We start from the raw sequence: 16,878 nt of genomic DNA on the forward strand, positions 1-16,878 counted from the left end.
TGCGGCCCGACGGGTGCAAAGCGGCCGTGCACATTCAGTGTGCATGACCCCGTCCACCCGAGGGACAGCAAATGTACCGTAAAAAGTTTCGCGGTCCGTGTTTTTGTGTGGCCGCCGGAAAGTCCGTCTGCGCGTGCGTCGAAACGGATCGGTACAGCGGCCATTTTATGCAATTTGAATCAAGTTCATTTTACCGATTAAACCGTTCCGCATCCGTAGAGAAATAACTCGGATAGCTTCCTTGGCGCGGGATTGCCGTGATCCGAACGGGATCAACCGGGCAAAATTCGCGCGGTCGCGCCGGTTCGCCGGCATGGGGCACGCATGCCACTTCCGGCCAATTTATGCCAATTTTCGCCGCACGGGCAGATTTCCATACGTTTATGTCGCCGGCATTTTCTCGAGCTTGGCCGCCGAGCTTTTCAGGCCTTTGAAAATCCGCTCGGCAACCTTGGCGGGAAAGCGCTCGGGCAATTCGGCCGCGACCCGCTCGATCACCTCCGGCGTCTGTGCGATCAGGCGCTGGATCAGCGGTTCGGCGTCGGCGCCGTACGAGCATTTCAGCGCCATGGTGTTGAAGTGACGCCGCTGCACGTCGCGAAACGCGTCGTGTTTGTTGCGCGACCACATGGCCATGGCGAGCCTGGCCTTGTACCAAGACCACTGGTTCGGGCCGCTGCCTTCCACCGGCCAGATCGACATGACGTCGTAGAGCGGCGTGAGCCGGTACTGGCCGCCTGGCAGCAGGCGAATGCTGAAGTTCTTGGCGTGGCCGTCCGGCGCGGCCAGCATCCAGAACAGAATCTGGCTGGCGAGCAGCGTTTCGACATCCTGCGAAGGCGTGACCGATTGCTGCAGGATCCGCGCGAGGTCGAGCACGCCCGGGCCGCCGTCGTTTTCGTATTTGCGATGCGACGGCAAGCCGTAGACCTGGCAAAAGTCCTCCTGCGGCAGGCGCAGCAGCCACTGTCCGCTCGAATGCGGTTGCCGGTCGAAGCGTTCGACGCTCAGCACCCGCTGCTTGCCGAACGTCATGATTTCCGTGTTCGCGACCGGCAGTCCGTATGCGCGCAAAATCCGCAGACAGAGCCACTCGTTTTCCACCGAGGTGCTGAGATCGGCAAGCTTGTTGCCGACCAGTCCGAGCGGCAGCTTGAAAATATGCGTGGTGGGCGTGGCGCCATGCGGGCGCTGCCATTTGCCGTCGTGCCAGAGCAGGGCGGTTTTCTCCTGCGCGCCGGCGAGCGAAATGCGGAAGTCGTCGGTTTCGTCTGCGGCGCCGGGTGCCGGGTTGGCTACCGTGCGCGCCAGCATGGCCTCGATCTCGGCGTCCGACAACGGCGTGCCCTCGATCCGGTCGACGCCGGCGGGCGTGTCGTCTTCGGCGAGCAACTGGACGGCGCCCACGCAATCGCGGCCGATGGCTTGCAGCAGGTCGAAGGCATCTAGCGTGTCGGTTCGATAGCGCTGGGCGATGCGCTTTCTGATCGCCTCGCTGTCGGGCAACAGGTTGTCGAAATAGTTGAGGACGCGCGGGCCTCTGAGCGGCAGATTGCCAGGCAGGAACAGCAGCGACAACGACAGCGGGCGGCCGGAGGGCGAGGCGACCCACGCCGGGTCGTACTCGAACTCCATTGGGCCGCGCGTGGGCAGGCGCCAGACGCCGACCCGCTCGCCATTGGCCCACACGGACAACGCGCGTGAGTAGGTTCGGCGGCCCATGCTTACCACTCGATCAGCGGCGCCGGCTCGAACGCCGGCGGAGTTTTGTCGCTGAGCTGCAATTGCAGGCCATAGACGCCGCAGAGCGCCAGCAATTGTTCGAGCGTAAGCGCGGCCGCGTCGGTTTCCAGCGCCGAGAGGCGGCTCTGGCTGATGCCGACGCGTGCCGCCGCTTCGGCCTGCGTAAGGCCGGCTTGACGCCGGCTGGCGGCAAGCAGTAAGGCCATCTGGTCCGGTTTGGCGATGAAGTGGAGCATGGCAAATTATCTGTGAGACGAATAAATGGAATTTATGCGTCTCACGAATATTTGTCAAATATGCGTGAGACGAATATTGGCCAAATATCTGTGTAACGAATAAAAGCCAAATATCTGTCTGGCGAATAAAAGTCGCACGTGGCACTACGCCGATCCGGACGGACGGCTACCGACGGCCGGCCATGCGTCATCGTCATGATTAGGCCCGTTTTCTGCTGGGAGCGTTTCACCGACCCTTGCGATACGGATCCCACATGAAACAAACCCACACTCCGCGAATCGATGCCACCCGAATCAACGCCCTGCGGCTCCACGCTCTCTGCGCCGCCGGCCTTTTCGCCGCCGCGGCCGCCCTCGCCGGGCCGGCGAACGCCGCCAGTCGAGACGAACAGAGCAAAGCCTGTCGCGGCGATGCGATGCATTTCTGCGCCGCCGAGATTCCCAACGAAGACAAGATCACCGCCTGCATGAAGCAGCACGTCGACGAACTCAGCCCGGCCTGCCGCGCCATGTTCAAGGGCGGCAAGAAGAGCGACGCGAAAAACCCCACGCAGTGACGCAGCGGCGCTGCGGCGCCACGCCTGCGCCGCGCACCCGCGATCCGTCCCCACCGCGCGGCGGCTCATCGTAGAATCGTTCGTTCTCGATTCCTGGAGCCACCGCGTGCCCGCCCAGCCGAACCCGCCGCCACGTCAGCCGCGTTTTCGCCTGTCTCGCCGTGCTCGCACGCCCTGGCAGGCGCCGCGCGCCCGCACGCTGTTCACGCGACCCGCCGCGTCGCCGCAACGCGTATTGCTACAACGTATCTGTCTCGTCGCCGGTTTGTGCGCGCTGGCCTTCGCCGTGCTCTATCTCGACCGCGACGGCCTGCGCGACGCCAACCGCAAGGTGCTCGGCATCGTCGATCTGATGTACTTCACGATGGTCACCGTCGCGACCGTCGGCTATGGCGATATCGTGCCGGTGACCGCTCGCGCACGCCTCATCGACGCGTTTTTTATCGTGCCGATCCGCATCGTCATCTGGTTCGTGTTTCTCGGCACCGCCTATCAGTTTGTCATTCAACGCGTCATCGAGGAATTCCGTATGAAACGCCTGCAAAAACAGCTGAACGACCATGTCGTGATCTGCGGCTATGGGTTGAGCGGTTCGGTCGCGGTGCGCGAGTTGCTCGAAAGCGGTTTCGCCGCCGAATCGATCGTCGTGATCGACCCGCAGCAGGCGGCGCTCGAAGCGGCCACGGCACTAGGCGTGGCGGGGCTGCTCGGCGACCCGTCGCGCGAGGATCTATTGCAGCAGGCGCAGGTGCGGCTCGCCAAGGCGGTCATCATCGCCGTCGCGGACGACGCCATCGCGATCCTGCTCACGCTGACCGTACGCAGCATCGCGCCGCAAACGAAGATCGTCGCGCGTATCCAGGAGCAGACCTATCAGCGCCAACTGCGCCAGGCCGGCGCGGACGTGATCGTATCGTCGACCAAGATTGGCGGCCTGCTGCTGGCCGACGCGGTGGACAGCGACTACATCGTGCCGTTCATCAACGACCTGCTGTCGGCGCGCGGCCGCGTCAATCTGCTGGAGCGGGAGGCGACCACCCAGGAAGTCGGCCGCTGGAGCAACGCGCTGCCGGGCGCGGTCGTGGTCGGCCTGGTGCGTGCCGGCCGCGTGCTGTCGTTCTACGAAGACGAGCCGTGTCCGATCGAGGCCGGCGATCTGCTGATGGTGATCCAGTCGGCGCGTCATCCGGGCGAAGCGCCCGCCGCCTGCTAACCGGACGGAGCGGTCGCGCGGCACGCAGGTTTATGGCCGGGCACACTGGAGAGCTTGCTGAACCCGCTGCACCGATTGACGGTTTTCTGTTGCGCTGAATTCAGATTCAAACTTTCGCAAGGATTGGACCCCCCGCTCATGACCCGCCCGACCACGCAGATTTTCGACGCCACCGCCACCGCGCAACTGATTCCCTACGCCAGCCTCGTCGACGCCTTGAGGCGCGCGAGCCTCGACTACGCGAGCCAGCGAATCGCGAGCCCCGAACGGCTCGTCGTGCCGCTCAACGAAGGCGGCATCATGCTGTCGATGCCGGCCACCGCGCCCGATCTCGCGATTCATAAACTGGTCAACGTGTGCGCCAGCAACCGCGCGCGCGCGTTGCCCACGATCCACGGCCAGGTGATGGCGTTCGACGCCGATACCGGCGAAACACGTTTTATTCTCGACGGCCCGACGGTGACCGGACGTCGCACGGCGGCAATGTCGATGCTGGGCGTCGAGACGTTCGCCGCGAGCACGCCGCGCGAATTCCTGCTGATCGGCACCGGCACGCAGGCACTCAACCATCTGGAGGCGATCGGCCAGCTGTATCCCGACGCGCGCGTCTGGGTGAAGGGCAGCGCGCCGGCGCGTGCGGCGGCGTTTTGCGCCGCGCATGGCGAGACGACGGACGGCAAGATCCGCGAACTGCAACCGTTATCGACGGCCGACGACGCACCGATTCCCGTTTCGATCGACGTCGTGATCGCGCTGACCACCAGCAAGCAGGCGGTCTACAACGAACCTGCGCGCGCCGGCCGGCTGGTGATCGGCGTCGGCGCTTTTACGCCGGCCATGGTCGAGATCGGCGCGAGCACGCTGGCGGGCAGCGCGCTCTACGTTGACGATCCGGCCGGTGCGAAGCACGAAGCCGGCGATTTCATCCAGGCCGGCGTGGATTGGGCGACGGTGCGCGGAATCGCTTCGGAAGTGGACGAGTCGGCGTCAATGCGCGTGGAAAAACCGGTTGTTTTCAAAACGGTCGGCTGCGCGGCGTGGGATCTGGCGGCTTGCCGCGTGGCGCGCGAGGTGTTGTCCGGCGTTTAAAAACACAAAAACGCGCAGGCGAAAATTCCTGAAAACGCGAAAAAGGCCTGAAAAACAGGCCTTTAACGTTCGAGGTTGGCATATTGCGCCAAGCTGGGGCAGATGTTGCCGTGCAAACAATCTCAAAACGTTGCACCATAGGCGTTTGCCAGAAAAAAGTGCCGGTCCGCCGGCGCTCGCACTTCGCCTCAGGCTTTTTTCTGCCCCTTGACCGACGCCTCATCCCTCTCGACGCTGCGACCGCGCTATGACGACCCACCACGCTACTGCCACTCCTGACTTGCCGCTCGACATGATCATCTTCGGCGGCACCGGCGACCTGTCGTTCCGCAAGCTGCTGCCCGCGCTCTATATGGCGCATCTGCACTGCAATCTACCGCCGGAAACGCGCATCCTCACGATCGGCCGCAAGCCTTGGTCGCGCGAGGAGTACATCAACGAATTCATGGAGTTGAAGGCCAAGCCGTTCATCGAAAAGAAGGCTTTCGACGCCGCCGCCTGGGACAAATTCCTCGCGCTGTTCGAGTACGTGCGCATGGACGTCGACTCGGCCGACGACTATCAGCGACTGAAAGAAAGCTCGCGTGACGGGGTGCGCCGCGTGTTCTATCTCGCGACCTCGCCGGATCTGTTCACGAACATCTGCGACAACCTGGCGACGGCGGGGCTGATCGACGGCAATTCGCGCGTCGTGCTCGAAAAGCCGCTGGGCCACGATCTGGCGTCCGCGCAGGAAATCAACACGGCAGTCGGCAAGCATTTCAACGAAGCGCAGATTTACCGGATCGACCACTATCTCGGCAAGGAAACGGTGCAGAACCTGATGGTGCTACGCTTCGGCAATCCGATTTTCGGGCCGCTGTGGCAAGCACCGTACATCAAGAGCGTGCAGATCACGGTGGCCGAGACGGTCGGCGTCGGCACGCGCGCGGGCTTCTATGACAAGACCGGCGCGCTGCGCGACATGGTGCAGAACCACCTGCTGCAACTGCTGTGCATCGTCGCCATGGAACCGCCGGTTTCGCTCGATCCGGACGCGGTCCGCGACGAAAAACTCAAGGTGCTGCGCTCGCTGCGTCCCATGACCGTCGAAGATATCGCCCGCGACACCGTGCGCGGCCAATACACCGCGGGCGCCGTGGATGGCGAGGCGGTGAAGGGCTATCTCGAGGAAGACAACGTGCCGGCCGGCAGCCGCGCCGAAACCTTCGTCGCGTTGCGCGCGCATATCAACAACTGGCGCTGGGCTCACGTACCGTTCTTCCTGCGCACCGGCAAACGGATGCAGAAGAAGGTGTCGGAGATCGTCATCGAGTTTTCCGAGTTGCCGTTCTCGATCTTTCCGAGCGGCGGGCGCAACTATGGCAACAAACTCGTGATCCAGTTGCAGCCGGAAGAATCGATCCAGTTGCAGGTACTCGCGAAAGAGCCGGGCAGCGGCATGCACATGCTGCCGGTAAATCTGAATCTGGATTTGCAGCAGGCCTTCACGGAGCGCCGCGCGGAAGCGTATGAGCGTTTGCTGATCGACGTGATTCGCGGCCGCCTCACGCACTTCATGCGCCGCGACGAACTGGAAGCCGCGTGGGCCTGGGCCGAGCCGATTCTGGAAGGCTGGGGCAAGTCGGGCGAGAAGCCGCGCTCTTATACGGCGGGCACGTTCGGACCGTCGGCATCGACGGCGCTGATGGCGCGCGAAAATGGCGTGTGGGCGGAAGAGTCGCAGTAAGCGGTTTTGCGGTTTCACGCAGCACATGGAAAAATGGCCCGCATGGTGAATGCGGGCCATTTTTTATTGCCGGGATTTGATTGCCGGTAGCGCGGCGTGGTCGACGCTGCCTTGCCTTGCGCAACGACAACGCCTACGACGTAACGCTTAAGGCAGCGAAATCGTCAACGTAGCCGATTGCGGGCCGAGCTTGACCACTTGCGAATACGGCGCGAGCGAACGCAAGGTTTGATCGCGCAAGTACGTATTCAACCCGAGATAAGCCAGCAATCCCACCAGCGCGAATACCGCGCCGATCGACCACAGCGGCACCTCGCGCTTGAGCCGGTGCGCGACCTGGTCGGGCAGCGGCCAATGCGGCGCGAACGGCGCGCGTTTGCCTTTCATATGCGCGATTTCGTCGCCGATGCGGGCGGTCAGATACGCGAGCTTCTCGGGCCCTTCGAGCAGATACTTGCCCTGAAAACCGAGCAGCAGGCACATGTGAAACACTTCGAGCGACTGCAGACGCGGTGCGCCTTGCGCGCGGCATTCCTCCAGATAGTGGAAGAACTTCTCGCCCGCCAGCTGTTCGCCGAACAACGTGAGTTGCAGCGGCCGGCGTTCCCATTCCGTGCGGATCTTGAAGGTGGACGACAGCACCGATTCGTCGATCGCCGCGCAGAACGCAAACTTCGACGCATAGACGTCTTCCGCCGACGCGTTCAATTTCTTCGCGCCGCGCTCGAAGTCGCCGAGAAACTGCTGGATGCGCTGACTGAACTCATGCGCGTCGCCCGGCTCGCGGCCGTTCTTGAGCAGGAACAGCATGAAGAAGCCGTCGTACAGCAGATCGAGCAGCGAACGAACCTGATAGCTCGGCTCGCTGGCGGGGGCGGGCGTTGCGGCAGGCGTGCTGCCGCCAAACAGGGAAGGCGCGTAGCTCATGATGTGACGGCGATCAGTTCGAGTTGAAGATCGTTGATGCCCGACGGCGCGTAAATCATTGCCGATTGGGCCTGCAACATGCGGTCATACAGCGCGCCGCGCGATTCGCAGGAGAAGTAGCACGCGCCCGGCCGCACCGGGATAGCGGGCGGCACCTGCGGCGTGTAGACGAGCCGCACGCCCGGCATGGCCGAGAGCACCAGCTTGTCGACGTCGTCCGGCGCGCCGACCTTGAAGCGCGCGGGCACGGCTTCGACGAGTTCGGCGGTCGGCATGTCCGCCGACACGGCGATGTAGAACTGGGTCTTGTCGTCGATCTTGCCCGAGTCGAGACGGCCCGCATGGAACGACGGGCGCACTTCTTCGAGCGCGATCGCGAAGTAGCGCGTGGAGATCACGGTTTCGAGCAGATCGCGCAGGATCGTGTCGAGACGCGCGAACGACGGGCCCGGATCGTCATGCCGGTAGGCGGGCAGATCGGACAGCGCATAACCCTTCGAAAACGTCATCAACTGACCGGCGAGGCGCAGCAATTCCTGGAACAGCCGCTCCGGATGCAGCGCCGAATGCTGGTACAGATGCGCGAGCGACGCGAACGCCGCGCTCGCCGTATGCAGCAGCCAGAACGACGCGATGTCGCCGGAACGGAATTCGATGATGTTCTTGGTCGGCTCGCGGTGAAAGCCGTACAGCGCGTTGACCTTGGCCTGCAACGCGTCGATCAGCTGACGCAGCCGTTGATGCAGCACCGGCGACGCGTCGATCGCGAGGCAGGGCGGCACGAAACTGTCGTCGAATTCGAAGCCCGAGGTGGCCGTGCGGCGCACGCGCACCAGCGGCACCGACAGCAACTGGTCGCGCGGCTCGCTATGCGCAATGAGTTTGACGCTGGTCTTCAGGAAGGTGATGTCGGCTTCGGCCGCGTCGGTGAAATGGTCGGCCACCGGCGTCTGCTCGCTCACGTAACGCGACACGAAGCCCGCATTGCGGTCTTGCGAGTAGTTCGCACCGGTTTCGCGCAGCGGATGCAGCGCGAGATAAAACGTGAATTCGTTGATGCCGTCGGGCAGTGTGTCCAGCGCAATGGGCGGCGGCAGTTCGTCGGCTTGCGGCGCCGAGTAGAGCGCGCCGTCCGGAAACACCAGCGACAGTTCGCTCAGGCGCAACACGTTGCTGCCGAGCGCGTCGCGGTCGAAGCGTGCCGAACGCACGCCCCAGTTGTACGGCTGGATCGCCTGGATCGATTCGAACAGGCGCGCCTCGTGATAGGCGTCCTGACGCTGAAAATGCTGAGGCCTCAGAAACAGGCCTTCCCCCCAGAGCACTTTTGCGGAATAACTCATCTCAAACCTGTTATATGCGTTCAGCGTGTGGCGTGCCCGGACATTACCGATTCGAGCGCCGCATTGTTAATTGTCTAAAAACTGTTAAATCGTATTTGCATGGCATCTTTAACCGCAACTCACCGAAGAAAGCATATTCAGCGGCTGCGCGGGCAATCCCTGTTCCGGTGGGATCACGGTGCCATTGGTCACGGTCATTGCGCAGTTATGCAGGCCGATCATTATGCCGGATTTCTCCGACTTCGCCGGGTCGAAGGCGAATTTCCAGCGCTGCATGGCCGGGTCGCGGAATAGAGCGACGATACCGAATGCCTGCGCTTCGCGCGAGACTTTTTCGGTAACGGTGTAGCGCTGTCCGGGGATCAGCGTCACTTCACGCACGCCCAGCAAATCTCCACCGAGTGTCGTCTTTTCCTTACCCGGATCGGTAAATGCGTCAAATGGCGCCTGCTGGAATGAGGTAGGGTCTTTCAGCACGTAAAGCCGCACGACCAGCGCCAATGGCCGGTTGTCGGTCGCGGCATTCAGATTCGGCGCGGCGTATAAGGTCAGGCCGACATTGCGCGGCGGCTTCTGCGCGTCCGGCAGCTCCGGCTTGCCGAGGCCGCTGGCCTGCAACACCGCGTTGGCGGCCGCGCCCAGCGCCGGCACGGCGGCCGCACAGCCGCCCAGAAGCGCGCAGACGGCAGCGCTCGCAATCAATAACGATGCATGGCGAACAAAACGCGAATTCATATACATCGACCGGCTTGGCGCCGCCCCCCGTCAATACGTCAATAACGAAATCAATCCGGCTATTTGCAACAACGCAATTCCACGCATTGCCGCTTTATGCAAAATATGCAAACCGCATGTGTTGCCGGTTGGTGGCTTACGTGCCGCCACGTAGTGGAAATTTTTTCCGCTTTCGACAATAACGCTATTGCACCAGGAAACAATTTCTGCATGTTTCGTTTAAATGAACCGCATGCATTTTTTTTGTGCAATGCTTCTTCACACGAAAGTTGAATTATCGAAAATTGGCCTGTACTATACCCGCGCACTTGAAGCAAAGCAAAACTCCGGTTTCTCCTTGAATTAAAAAATTCGCACGTCGGTGAAAAACGATGAATGAGCGTCTGTTAGTAAAACTATCTGGGGTTGTGTTGGCATGCGGCGTGATGGCCGGTTGCGCGACACAGGGCAACAACGTGGCGACCACACCCGAGGCTTTTAATAAGCAACTCGCGGACGCCGATACGGTCGCAAAGGGCGGCGATCAGGATCGCGCCATCTCGCTATATCAGCAACTGTCCAAAACCGATCCGACGCGTGAAGAACCGTGGTCGCGCATTGCGCAGATCCAGTTCACGCAAGGCCACTACGGCCAGGCGATCGTCGCCGCGCAGGAAGCGTTGCAACGCGACCAGACCGACCGGCAGGCGAAGAGCGTGCTGGCGGTGGCCGGCCTGCGCGTCGCTACGCAATCGCTCGGCGAATTGCGTCAGGACGCCTCGCTCGCGGGCGACGCGAAGTCCGACGCCCAGGCGCTCGCCAAACAGTTGCGCGACACGCTCGGCGAAGCCACGCTGTTTCCGCCCGATCCGAGCGACAAGCCGGTGGTGAAAAAGAAGAAATACGTTCGCCACGTGCCGAAGGGCAAGCCGGCGGACGCGGCGGAAGCGAACAACAGCGCCGCGGCTCCGGCCGCCACGCCGGCGGCGCCTGCCGCTCCGGCGGCGCCGGCAGCACCCGCCAAAGCCGCGCAAAGCGGCGGCGCGTCCGACCCGTTCAGCGCGTTGCGTTGAACGTAGCCTGATCCATTCGCATCCGGGAGCCGACGATGGCGAAGAAAGAGAGCATTCAGAAACGCTTGCAAAAAGTGCGGCCGCCGCGCGTTCAATTGACCTATGAGGTCGAACGCGGCGATGCGATCGAAATCAAGGAACTACCGTTCGTCGTCGGCGTGGTTGCCGATCTGGCCGGGCAGTCGGAAGTCGAGCAGCCGAAGCTGCGCGACCGCAAGTTCGTCAACATCGACCGCGATAATTTCGACGACGTGATGAAGGCGATCGAGCCGCGCGCCGCGTTTCAGGTTGAAAACCGCCTGAGCGAAGCGGGCGGCAAGTTCGCGGTCGACCTGCGTTTCAAGTCGATGGCCGACTTCAATCCGGACGAAGTGGTCTCGCAGATCGAGCCGCTGCGCCGCCTGCTCGAGGCGCGTTCGAAGCTGGCCGATCTGCGCAACAAGCTGGCCGGCAACGACAAGCTCGAAGATCTGCTGAGCGAAGTGCTCAACAACACGCAGCAGTTGCAGACCCTCGCGAAAGACCAGGGCGACGCGGCAGACCACGACAAGCAGGGCGAATAAGTACGTACGGGGTGTGAGATGAACCAGCAAACGGCAGCAGCCCAACTCGCCACCGCACAAGGCGGCACGGAATCCACGCTACTCGACCAGATCGTCGAGAAAAGCCGCGTGGCGAAGTCCGAGTCCGAACACGCGCGGGCAAAAGATCTGATCGGCGAACTCGTGCGCGAAGTGCTCGACGGCACGGTGGTGGTGTCCGACAATCTGTCGGCCACGATCGACGCGCGCGTCGCGGAACTCGACCGCCTGATTTCCACGCAGCTGAGCGCGGTGATGCACGCGCCGCAATTTCAGCGCATGGAAAGCACGTGGCGCGGTCTCGACTACCTGTGCAAGGAAAGCAACACCGGCAACACGGTCAAGATCAAGGCGCTGCATGCGCCCAAGCGCGACCTGGTGCGCGACTTCAAGACCGCGATCGAATTCGATCAGAGCGCGCTCTTCAAGAAGGTCTACGAAGAAGAATTCGGCACCTTCGGCGGTTCGCCGTTCGGCACGATCATCGGCGACTTCGAAGTGACGCGTCAGCCGGAAGACATGTACTTCATCGAGCAGATGTCGCACGTCGCGGCGGCCGCGCATGCGCCGTTCATCGCGTCGGCGTCGCCCGAACTGATGGGCCTCGAAAGCTTCGCCGATCTCGGCAAGCCGCGCGACCTCGGCAAGGTGTTCGACACCGTCGAATACGCCAAGTGGAAGTCGTTCCGCGACGCCGAAGACTCGCGCTACGTCGGCCTGACGTTGCCGCGTTTTCTCGGCCGTTTGCCGTTCAATCCGAAAGACGGCGCCACGGCGGAAGGCTTCAATTTCGTCGAGGAAGTGGACGGCACCGATCACAGCAAATACCTGTGGTGTAACGCGGCGTGGGCTTTTGCCGCGCGTCTGACGGCGGCATTCGACGACTTCGGCTGGTGCGCGGCGATTCGCGGCGTGGAAGGCGGCGGTCTGGTCGAGGATCTGCCCACCCACACGTTCAAGACCGACGACGGTGAAGTGGCGCTGAAATGCCCGACCGAAATCGCCATTACCGATCGCCGTGAAAAAGAACTGAGCGACCTCGGTTTCATTCCGCTCGTGCACTGCAAGAACTCGGACTACGCCGCGTTCTTCGCCGCGCAATCGGTGCAGAAGCCGAAAAAGTACAGCACCGACAGCGCCAACGCGAACGCCGTGCTGTCCGCTCAGTTGCAATACATCTTCTCGGTGTCGCGCGTTGCGCACTACCTGAAGGCGATGATGCGCGACAAGATCGGCAGTTTCGCGTCGGCGCAGAACGTCGAAGTTTTCCTGAACCGCTGGATCTCGCAATACGTGCTGCTCGACGATAACGCGACCCAGGAGCAGAAGGCGCAGTTCCCGCTGCGCGAGGCATCGATTCAGGTCTCGGAGATTCCGGGCAAGCCTGGTGCGTATCGTTCGGTCGCGTTCCTGCGTCCGCACTTTCAACTGGACGAGCTGTCGATCTCTTTGCGGCTTGTCGCTGACCTGCCGAAGCCGGCAAATTCATAAACGAAAGTCCAGAAAACCCGTGCGGGCCGCACGGGTTAGCTGTTAAAACCACCTCTTTGGGGAGTCGATGAGTTATGAAGGATATCTATTTAAAATTCGGCAATCCGGCGATCAAAGGCGAGTCCGCCGATAAAGATCACGCTGGTTGGATCGAAATTGATTCGTGGAGCCACTCGATTACGCAACCGCGTTCGGCAACGGCTTCCACGGCGGGTGGTCACACGTCCGAGCGTTGCGAGCATTCGGACATGCAGTTCACGAAAGACATCGACGTGGTCAGCCCGTTGATCTATCAACACGCATCGGGCGGCACGACGTTCGACGAAGTCACGATCGACTTCATGCGTTCGGATGGTGAAGGCAACCGCATCAAGTACCTGGAAGTGAAACTCAAGTACGTGATCATTTCGAGCGCCACGCCGAGCGTGGTGGGCGAAGGCCTGCCGACCGAACAGTTCTCGCTGAAGTACGCTGCCGTGCAGTGGAAGTACACGCAGCAAAAGATCGGCGGCAACCAGGGCGGCAACGCGCAGGGCGCGTGGAGCCTGACGAAGAACGACAAGACGTACGCGGTTTGATGTCGCGGCGCGGGCGGCGTGCATGGCGTGACAACGCCGGTGCGCGTCACCCGCGCCTCGCATCGGCCGGATTCTTCGGACTCTGATGAAACGCTTCGAACCCAGCTTTCTCGACAAGCTGTTCGACGACGAACCGCATCTGCCGGCTTCCCCGGCGATGCGGCAATTGTCGTTGGAAGAATTGAAGAGCACCGTCGCACGCGACGTGGAAGCGATCCTGAATACGCGGATCGCGCTGACCGAGCACGAGCTCGCGGCGCTGCCGGAATGTCAGCAATCGGTGCTCACGTATGGGCTGAACGATTTCGCGGGCCTGAGTCTCGCGAGCCATTACGACCGCACGTTTATCTGCAAATCGATTCAACAGGCCATCGCGCGGCATGAGCCGCGCTTGCAGCAGGTGGCGGTCACGCTCGAATTGAACGAACAATCCACCAATGCGCTGAACTTTGCGATCCAGGCGCTGCTGGTGGTCCACCCGGCGGAAGAACCGGTCAGTTTCGACGCCATGTTGCAGCCGTCCACGTTGCAGTACTCGGTGACGCGCGCTCGCGCGAAGCTATAGTGGCGGCACCTGTGCGGTATGAGTGTTTAGCAGTATCTTGAGTAGCGCCTCGCCGCCGCCGTCACGCGCAACGGCGAGTTGAGACGGGGCGCGGAAGGTTCAGGTTCGGGGATAGATCGATGGAAGAATTGCTGCCGTATTACGAGCGCGAATTATCATTTCTGCGGCGCTATTCGCGCGATTTCGCCGAGCGCTATCCGAAGATCGCGGCGCGTCTGGCCATGTCCGGCGAGCACTGCGAAGACCCACACGTCGAGCGGATGATCGAGTCGTTCGCGCTGCTAGGCGCGCGCATCAACAAGAAACTCGACGACGATTACCCCGAATTCACCGAAGCGCTGCTGGAGGTGCTGTATCCGCACTACCTGCGGCCGTTTCCGTCGTGTTCGATCGCGCAGTTGGGCACCTCGGCGGCACTCAGTCATCTGACCGAGCCGGTGTTGATCGAGCGCGGCACCGAACTGAAGTCGCGCCCCATTCGCGGCGTGCAATGCCGCTTCCGCACCGCTTACGACGTCACGCTGGCGCCGATCCGCATCTCGGAGGCGAAGTACACGTCGGTGGCCATGGCGCCGAGCGCGACCGTGCTGCCGGGCAACGCCACGGCGATCGTCTCGATCACCTTCGAATCCACCGCGCCGCTCGATCTGTCCGCGTTGAAACTGAGCACGCTGCGCGCGCATCTGCACGGCGAGCAGTCGTTTATCGCGGCGCTGTCGGACTGTCTGTTCGTCAACGCGATGGCTACCCATGTCGAAGCCGACCGGCGCGGCGTGTGGACCCCCATGCGCGTGTCGCCGCTCGTGCAGGCCGGCTTCGACGAAGACGACGCGCTGATCGACTATCCGGCCAAATCGCATCCGGCCTACCGGTTGCTGACCGAATACTTCGCGTTCCCCGAGAAATTCAATTTCGCCGACTTCGATCTGGCCGCGATGACGCGCGCCAGCGGTCGTTGCCAGCGTCTGACGCTGCATGTGGTGCTCAAGGACGTGCGCAGCGATTCGCACATGGCGCGTCTGCTCGATTCGTTGTCCGCGCATCATTTCCGGCTGTTCTGTTCGCCGGTGGTGAATCTGTTCGAGCAGCACGGCGAGCCGATCCGGATCAGCCATCAGGCGATTTCGTATCCGGTGATCGCGGAGTCGCGCCGCGCCTTTGCCTACGAGGTTTATTCGATCGACTCGGTGAAACTCGTCAGGCAGCAGGCGCATGAGGAGTCGGTGATCGAATTCCGGCCGTTCTACTCGCTGCATCACGGCGAAGCGGCGCGCGCCGGTCACTACTGGTTCGCGCGGCGCAACGACTGGGTCGCGCAGAAAAGTCCCGGCTACGAGACGGAAATCTCGATCGTCGATATCGACTTCGAACCTGCCGCGCCGCAGACCGATACGTTGAGTCTCGATCTGACCTGCACGAATCGCGACTTGCCGGCGGGCCTCGCGGTGGGGCTGGAAGGCGGCGACCTGTATCTCGAAGGCGGCTCGCTGACCGGCAGCATTTCAATGCTGCGCCGGCCCACGCCGAGCGTGCGTTTCGAGCGCGGGCGCGCGTCGCATTGGCGGCTGATTTCGCATCTGGCGTTGAACCACGTGTCGCTTGCCAATAGCGGCCTGTCGGCGCTGAAGGAAATGCTGGTGCTTTACGATTTGCGGCGCACGGCGGTGTCGGCGCGGCATATCGACGGACTGGTCGGCATCGAACAACGCGCGGCCGTGCAGTGGCTGCCGGGCAAGCCGTTCGCCACCTTCGTGCGCGGTATCGAGATTCGTTTGACGATCGACGAAGAGCATTTCGTCGGCACGAGTCTCGCTTCGTTCGTGCGGGTCATCGACACGTTTTTTGGGCTGTACGTGCATCTGAACAGCTTTGTGCAACTGGTCGTCGTGTCGAAGCGCACGGGCGAGGAGATTCTGCGATGCAAACCGCGCAGCGGCGAGTCGATCCTGGCGTAGTCGAGCAACTGCTCGACGAGCCGCATCGCTTCGAATTTTTTCAGGCGGTGCGGATTCTCGAGAAGTGGTTCGCACAACAAGCGCCGACAAACAGTGGGAATTCGGGCAACCGGCGTCCCGGCGAAATCGTCGCGCAGCGCATTGCGTTTCGCAACACGCTGTCCATGTCGTTTCCGCCGAGCGAGATTCACAGCGCGCAGTCCTATGGCGACGAAGGCGCGCCGCTGAAAGACAAGGCTCAGCGTAGCGCCGCGCTCGCGGACGGTTCGCTGGAAAAGGTGGATATCACGCCGGCATTCTTCGGTTTGCTCGGCGGGCAGGGCGCGTTGCCGCTGCATTACACCGAGCAGATCGTCGAGCGCGAGTATGTCAGGCGGGACCGCGCCGCGCGCGAATTCTTCGACGTGTTTTCGAACCGCGCGACCGCGCTGTTCTACGCGGCGTGGAAGAAGTACCGCTTGCCGTTTCACTATGAACTGGATCGCGACGAACGCTATCTGCCGCTGTTGCTGGCGCTGGCCGGCGTCGCCGACGACGATACGCGCAACAGTCTGCAAAGCGGCGACGGCGCGCTGTTCGACGAAGCGATTGCCGGCTACGCGCTGGCCGCGCGGCATCGACCGGTGTCGGCGGCCTATTTGCAGCGCACGCTGTCGGAGTACTTCAAGGTGCGAGTGCGGGTCGAGCAGTTCGTCGGCAAATGGTACGACGTGCCGCCCGATCAGCTGACCGTGCTCGGCAGCGTCAACGCAACGCTCGGCGCCACCGCGCTGGCGGGCGAACGCGTCTGGCAGCGCGACATGCGGGCTCGCCTCGTGATCGGGCCGCTCGACAAGGCCGATTACGAAGCCTTCCTGCCCGGCGCCGACCGCGCCGTCGCGCTTGAGCGCATGCTGACGCTGCTGGCCGGCGTTACGCTCGAATATGAAGTCTCACTGGTGCTGCGCCGCAAGGAAGTCGGGCCGAGCCAGTTGAGCAAGGGCGCGCGTCTCGGTTGGGACGCCTTCCTCTGCACGCGGGAAGCCGACCGAGACCGGGCGGACGCCCGCTACGAATTGCACGTGATTCACTGACCATAACGATA

At 62.4% G+C, this 16,878-nt stretch carries 16 protein-coding genes; 11 read left to right on the top strand and 5 right to left on the bottom strand.

Annotated features, from left to right (window positions below):
• Positions 1-381 precede the first annotated feature (381 nt).
• On the bottom strand, positions 382-1,722 hold the full coding sequence (locus B0G83_RS22780) for a type II toxin-antitoxin system HipA family toxin (protein WP_105509662.1): 1,341 nt from the start codon (positions 1,720-1,722) through the stop codon (positions 382-384).
• A 2-nt stretch (positions 1,723-1,724) separates the two neighbouring features.
• Complete coding sequence (locus tag B0G83_RS22785; RefSeq protein WP_105509663.1) at positions 1,725-1,979, bottom strand: helix-turn-helix transcriptional regulator; 255 nt, start codon at positions 1,977-1,979, stop codon at positions 1,725-1,727.
• 254 nt (positions 1,980-2,233) lie between these two features.
• Here B0G83_RS22785 and B0G83_RS22790 point away from each other — a divergent pair, with 254 nt between their 5' ends.
• The 4 genes from B0G83_RS22790 to zwf all read left to right on the top strand — a co-directional run bounded on the left by B0G83_RS22790 (position 2,234) and on the right by zwf (position 6,567).
• The gene (locus B0G83_RS22790) at positions 2,234-2,536 is read left to right on the top strand and encodes a hypothetical protein (protein ID WP_181157028.1); all 303 of its coding nucleotides are present in this window, start codon (positions 2,234-2,236) and stop codon (positions 2,534-2,536) included.
• Positions 2,537-2,642: 106 nt separating this feature from the next.
• Positions 2,643-3,749: a TrkA family potassium uptake protein gene (locus B0G83_RS22795; RefSeq protein ID WP_105509664.1), complete on the top strand. Its 1,107-nt coding sequence runs from the start codon at positions 2,643-2,645 to the stop codon at positions 3,747-3,749.
• A 138-nt stretch (positions 3,750-3,887) separates the two neighbouring features.
• Positions 3,888-4,838, top strand: a complete 951-nt coding sequence (gene lhpI, locus B0G83_RS22800) for a bifunctional Delta(1)-pyrroline-2-carboxylate/Delta(1)-piperideine-2-carboxylate reductase (RefSeq protein ID WP_105509665.1) — start codon at positions 3,888-3,890, stop codon at positions 4,836-4,838.
• 247 nt (positions 4,839-5,085) lie between these two features.
• On the top strand, positions 5,086-6,567 hold the full coding sequence (gene zwf / locus B0G83_RS22805; protein WP_105509666.1) for a glucose-6-phosphate dehydrogenase: 1,482 nt from the start codon (positions 5,086-5,088) through the stop codon (positions 6,565-6,567).
• Between the two features lie 147 nt (positions 6,568-6,714).
• Here the strand turns inward: zwf and icmH are convergent, their stop codons facing one another.
• The 3 genes from icmH to tssJ all read right to left on the bottom strand — a co-directional run bounded on the left by icmH (position 6,715) and on the right by tssJ (position 9,572).
• A complete protein-coding gene (gene icmH, locus B0G83_RS22810; RefSeq protein WP_105509667.1) occupies positions 6,715-7,494 on the bottom strand; it encodes a type IVB secretion system protein IcmH/DotU in 780 nt (259 codons plus the stop codon).
• The gene (gene tssK / locus B0G83_RS22815; protein WP_105509668.1) at positions 7,491-8,837 is read right to left on the bottom strand and encodes a type VI secretion system baseplate subunit TssK; all 1,347 of its coding nucleotides are present in this window, start codon (positions 8,835-8,837) and stop codon (positions 7,491-7,493) included. Before tssK ends, icmH begins: the two co-directional genes overlap by 4 nt.
• A 108-nt stretch (positions 8,838-8,945) precedes the next feature.
• Positions 8,946-9,572, bottom strand: coding sequence for a type VI secretion system lipoprotein TssJ (gene tssJ, locus B0G83_RS22820; protein ID WP_105509787.1), 627 nt, complete (start codon positions 9,570-9,572; stop codon positions 8,946-8,948).
• Between the two features lie 371 nt (positions 9,573-9,943).
• Here tssJ and B0G83_RS22825 point away from each other — a divergent pair, with 371 nt between their 5' ends.
• From B0G83_RS22825 to tssG, 7 genes are all read left to right on the top strand, one after another.
• Positions 9,944-10,624 (top strand): M48 family metallopeptidase, encoded by a 681-nt coding sequence (locus B0G83_RS22825; protein ID WP_181157030.1) that lies wholly within the window; start codon positions 9,944-9,946, stop codon positions 10,622-10,624.
• Positions 10,625-10,659: 35 nt separating this feature from the next.
• A complete protein-coding gene (tssB, locus tag B0G83_RS22830) occupies positions 10,660-11,187 on the top strand; it encodes a type VI secretion system contractile sheath small subunit (RefSeq protein ID WP_105509670.1) in 528 nt (175 codons plus the stop codon).
• Between the two features lie 18 nt (positions 11,188-11,205).
• Positions 11,206-12,696: a type VI secretion system contractile sheath large subunit gene (tssC, locus tag B0G83_RS22835; protein ID WP_105509671.1), complete on the top strand. Its 1,491-nt coding sequence runs from the start codon at positions 11,206-11,208 to the stop codon at positions 12,694-12,696.
• 74 nt (positions 12,697-12,770) lie between these two features.
• Positions 12,771-13,274 (top strand): type VI secretion system tube protein Hcp, encoded by a 504-nt coding sequence (locus B0G83_RS22840; protein ID WP_035556626.1) that lies wholly within the window; start codon positions 12,771-12,773, stop codon positions 13,272-13,274.
• Between the two features lie 85 nt (positions 13,275-13,359).
• The gene (tssE, locus tag B0G83_RS22845) at positions 13,360-13,839 is read left to right on the top strand and encodes a type VI secretion system baseplate subunit TssE (protein WP_105509672.1); all 480 of its coding nucleotides are present in this window, start codon (positions 13,360-13,362) and stop codon (positions 13,837-13,839) included.
• 119 nt (positions 13,840-13,958) lie between these two features.
• On the top strand, positions 13,959-15,794 hold the full coding sequence (tssF, locus tag B0G83_RS22850; protein WP_105509673.1) for a type VI secretion system baseplate subunit TssF: 1,836 nt from the start codon (positions 13,959-13,961) through the stop codon (positions 15,792-15,794).
• Positions 15,758-16,867 (top strand): type VI secretion system baseplate subunit TssG, encoded by a 1,110-nt coding sequence (gene tssG / locus B0G83_RS22855; RefSeq protein WP_105509674.1) that lies wholly within the window; start codon positions 15,758-15,760, stop codon positions 16,865-16,867. Before tssF ends, tssG begins: the two co-directional genes overlap by 37 nt.
• Positions 16,868-16,878: the final 11 nt, after the last annotated feature.

This window comes from Paraburkholderia sp. BL21I4N1, assembly GCF_002973525.1.
Classification (GTDB): Bacteria; Pseudomonadota; Gammaproteobacteria; order Burkholderiales; family Burkholderiaceae; genus Paraburkholderia.